This is a genomic window from Anaerofustis sp. (genome assembly GCF_019420015.1).
In the GTDB taxonomy this organism is placed as follows: domain Bacteria; phylum Bacillota; class Clostridia; order Eubacteriales; family Anaerofustaceae; genus Anaerofustis.
The window spans coordinates 1-3,588 of the sequence record NZ_JAHZIA010000020.1; the positions used below are offsets into that span (position 1 = coordinate 1).

3 protein-coding genes are annotated in these 3,588 nt (G+C 37.5%); 2 read left to right on the forward strand and 1 reads right to left on the reverse strand.

All coding sequences use genetic code 11. The annotated features are described in order from the left end of the window. Positions 1-331: 331 nt before the first annotated feature. Positions 332-496: a rubredoxin gene (locus QZ357_RS04545; RefSeq protein WP_290772377.1), complete on the reverse strand. Its 165-nt coding sequence runs from the start codon at positions 494-496 to the stop codon at positions 332-334. Positions 497-1,046: 550 nt separating this feature from the next. Here QZ357_RS04545 and typA point away from each other — a divergent pair. Both typA and QZ357_RS04555 read left to right on the forward strand, forming a co-directional pair. Then, positions 1,047-2,882, forward strand: a complete 1,836-nt coding sequence (gene typA / locus QZ357_RS04550; protein ID WP_290772380.1) for a translational GTPase TypA — start codon at positions 1,047-1,049, stop codon at positions 2,880-2,882. A gap of 79 nt (positions 2,883-2,961) precedes the next feature. After that, positions 2,962-3,453, forward strand: coding sequence for a YgjV family protein (locus tag QZ357_RS04555; RefSeq protein ID WP_290772383.1), 492 nt, complete (start codon positions 2,962-2,964; stop codon positions 3,451-3,453). Positions 3,454-3,588: the final 135 nt, after the last annotated feature.

A 3,588-nucleotide genomic window follows, 5' to 3' on the forward strand; every position in this document is an offset into this window, starting at 1 on the left:
GTATGTTGTAAATTTCGCCTTTTATTATACCCATATCACTGAGGAAAGTGACAAGGAGAAACAAGAGCGTAAAGGCGAAGGTGGCGATAAACCGTTTTGTATTATCCTTAAGGGAAGTTTTGATATTTTTTATGTATAAAGATTGTTTCATATAAAGTTCCTCCAAAAATATGTTTTTAACATTATATCACCATTCTTTTTAAGCAGACGTTTTTTAACTGTAGTTTAACCGTATTTTAATGAAGGGTAAAATAAAAGCCCCTTTTAATGAAGAGGGTTTAAAAATCTTCGTTAAAAGGGGTGAAAGATATTTAACGTTATGAGTGTTTGTTTAAAGGTCGATTTTTTCGAAAGCGTCTTTTTTTACAAAGCATACCGGGCATACGTAAGTATCCGGAACATCTTTCCATTTTGTTTTTGGCGGTATATTGCTGTCGGGATCTCCCAGTTCTTCTTCGTAAATATATCCGCACATGGTGCATTCGTATTTATCCATTTCTTACCTCCGTTTTTTGTTTATTATCTGTTAAAATAATATTTTTATACATTGATTTTGGAATTTGTTTTAAGTAGGGGGTGTTCTTTTTTTAGTCTGTAATTTTAGTATTACGTTTTTTAGAGGTTCGGAGGTTATTTGTTTTAGGGATTTTTCGGTTTTGTTTTTTCGTATTTTTATTTGTTGACAGAATTAAGTTAGATATATTTATATTCAGTATCTTTAAATTTTTTGTTTATATGCATAGGTATATTTTGTTGCATAGGTGTATTTTTTATTGTTTATTTTTCTTATTTTACAGAGTTATAAGGATTTTGGTGTTTATACTATATATATTTAAGCAGAGGATTTATAAAATGATAAAATCATAAAAAGTAAGGTTGGTGTTTTATCCGAAGTGAGGGGGTACTTTTATATAAAATTTTGATTTGTGATTTTTGTTTTCAGTAAATTGACAATGTATTTGTATAGTGCTATAATTTTTTAGTTAATGAATATCAGAGTGTTTCAGGCACTTTAAGTCAAATAAAACACAAAAGGAAAATCGGATATGAAAAAGGAAAATATAAGAAATATTGCCATTATAGCGCACGTTGACCACGGAAAGACAACGATAATAGATGCAATGTTAAAACAAAGCGGAACGTTCAGGGAAAATGAAGATGTAGACGAAAGAGTAATGGACTCAAATGATTTGGAAAGAGAAAGAGGGATTACGATTTTGGCGAAGAACACTTCGGTTTATTATGATGATATAAAGATAAACATCGTCGACACACCGGGGCATGCGGATTTTGGGGGAGAGGTTGAGAGAAGTCTTTCTCTCGTAAACGGGGTTATTCTTTTGGCGGATGCTTTTGAAGGGTGTATGCCTCAGACCAGATTTGTTTTAAAGAAAGCCCTTGACCAAAATCTTCCTGTAATAATAGTAATAAACAAGGTGGACAGGGAGAACTCAACACCGGAGAAGATTGCGGATGATGTGCTTGAATTGTTTATAGATTTGGAAGCGGACGAAAGTTATTTGGATTCCAAGATACTTTTTGCTTCTGCAAAACAGGGCTGGGCAAGCGAAACCCCTGTGAAAAAAGACGACAATCTCGAAGTGTTGTTTAAGGCGATAAAAGAAAACATACCTTGTCCTTCGGGAGATGAAGATAAGCCCTTCCAATTTTTGGTATCTAATATAGAATACGACGAATACACGGGAAGACTTGCCATAGGAAAGATAGAAAGAGGACATATAGCGTCAAACGACACGGTAAGCATAGCGAGAAAGGACGGAGAAATAACAAAGGGTAAAATTTCTCAGCTTTACACTTACGAGGGACTTCAGAAGGTGCCTTGCAAGAGTGCTTCTGCGGGAGAGATAGTATGTATAGCGGGGATTGCGGATATAAACATAGGCGAGACGATAGGAGCTTCTGACGAAGTGGAAGCGATGCCTTTTGTGGAAATAGACAAGCCCGTGCTTTCGATGAATTTTTCGGTAAACACATCGCCTCTTGCGGGAACGGACGGAAAATACGTTACCAGCAGGCACTTGAGAAACAGGCTTTTCAGAGAGCTTTTGTCGAACATATCTCTTGAAGTTAAGCCGACCGACAGTGCAGACACTTACAAGGTTTCGGGAAGAGGTGAGCTTCACCTTTCGATACTGATAGAAAACATGAGAAGAGAAGGCTATGAATTTATGGTATCGAAGCCTACGGTTATAACCAAGGAAATTGACGGAGTATTATGCGAGCCTTTTGAGAAACTTATAGTCGATGTGGATGACGAGTACACGGGTACCGTTATAGAAAGTTGTGCCACAAGAAAAGGAGAGCTTCTTAATATGGACAAGTCTTCAGACAGATACACAAGGCTTGAATTCATGATACCGTCAAGAGGGTTGATAGGATACAGAAGTGAACTTATGACGGCGACAAAAGGAACGGCTGTGGTAAATTCAAACTTTGAAAAGTACATGCCTTACAAAGGAGAGTTGGAAGGAAGAAGCAGAGGATCTTTGATAGCCAGCGAACCGGGAGAGAGCATAACTTACGGACTTTATAATGCGCAGGAAAGAGGTTCTTTGTTCATAGGTCCGAATACTACGGTTTACGAAGGTATGGTTGTGGGAGAAAACTCAAGACCGGATGATATGACGGTAAATGTCTGCAAGAGAAAGCAGGTTACGAACATGCGTGCCGCAGGAAGCGACGAAGCGTTGAGACTTACTCCTCACAGACAGCTTAGTCTGGAGCAGTATCTTGAATTTATAAACGACGACGAATTGCTTGAAGTTACTCCAAACCATTTGAGAGTAAGAAAAGAAATTTTGGACAAACAGTTAAGAATCAAAGAAGAAAACAAAAGAAGACAACAGAAGAAAATGAAATAACGAAAAGGAGCTTTTAAAGCTCCTTTTAAACATTTTACTCCTTATTAAAAGGCGAAAGTGTTTTGATTAGAGGTACTTTATGAATATATTTATAGGAAACATAATATCTTTGACGGCTGCGGGATTTATGATAAGCAGCGGAGTGATGAAAGACAGAAACAGGCTTTTTCTGTTTCAGACAATAAATGCTCTTTTGCTGATTGTGGCATCTTTGTTTTTTAAGTCTTATGCCGGGATTGCGGCTCTTACGGCAACGGCGGTGAGGAATTATGCAATATACAAAGATGTGTACAACAAAAAGGTGATGACAGTATGTTTTGTGTTTACCGTACTTTTCGGGCTTTTGTTTAACAACAGAGGACTTCTTGGTATTCTTCCGATTATTGCCACGGGAGAGTATACGGTATGCAGTTACTACTTTAAAAGCATAAAGGAGACGAAGATAAGCCTTATAATAAATCTGTCGTTATGGGTTATATATTCTTTTTGTATTTTTGATTTTTCCACGGCTCTTACTGACTTTATGACTGTGGTTTTGAGTTTTGCGTGGCTTATTAAAGATGAAAGCTAAGGGGCGTTGCCCCTTACACCCCACCAAATATTTGCTCGCCCAAATATTTGGAATAAAGGGCGCCACTGGGCGTGGAGCCTTTGACGCTTTTCGATGTCTCGCAAAATGATACCCTCATTTTGCGGACGGAAAAGC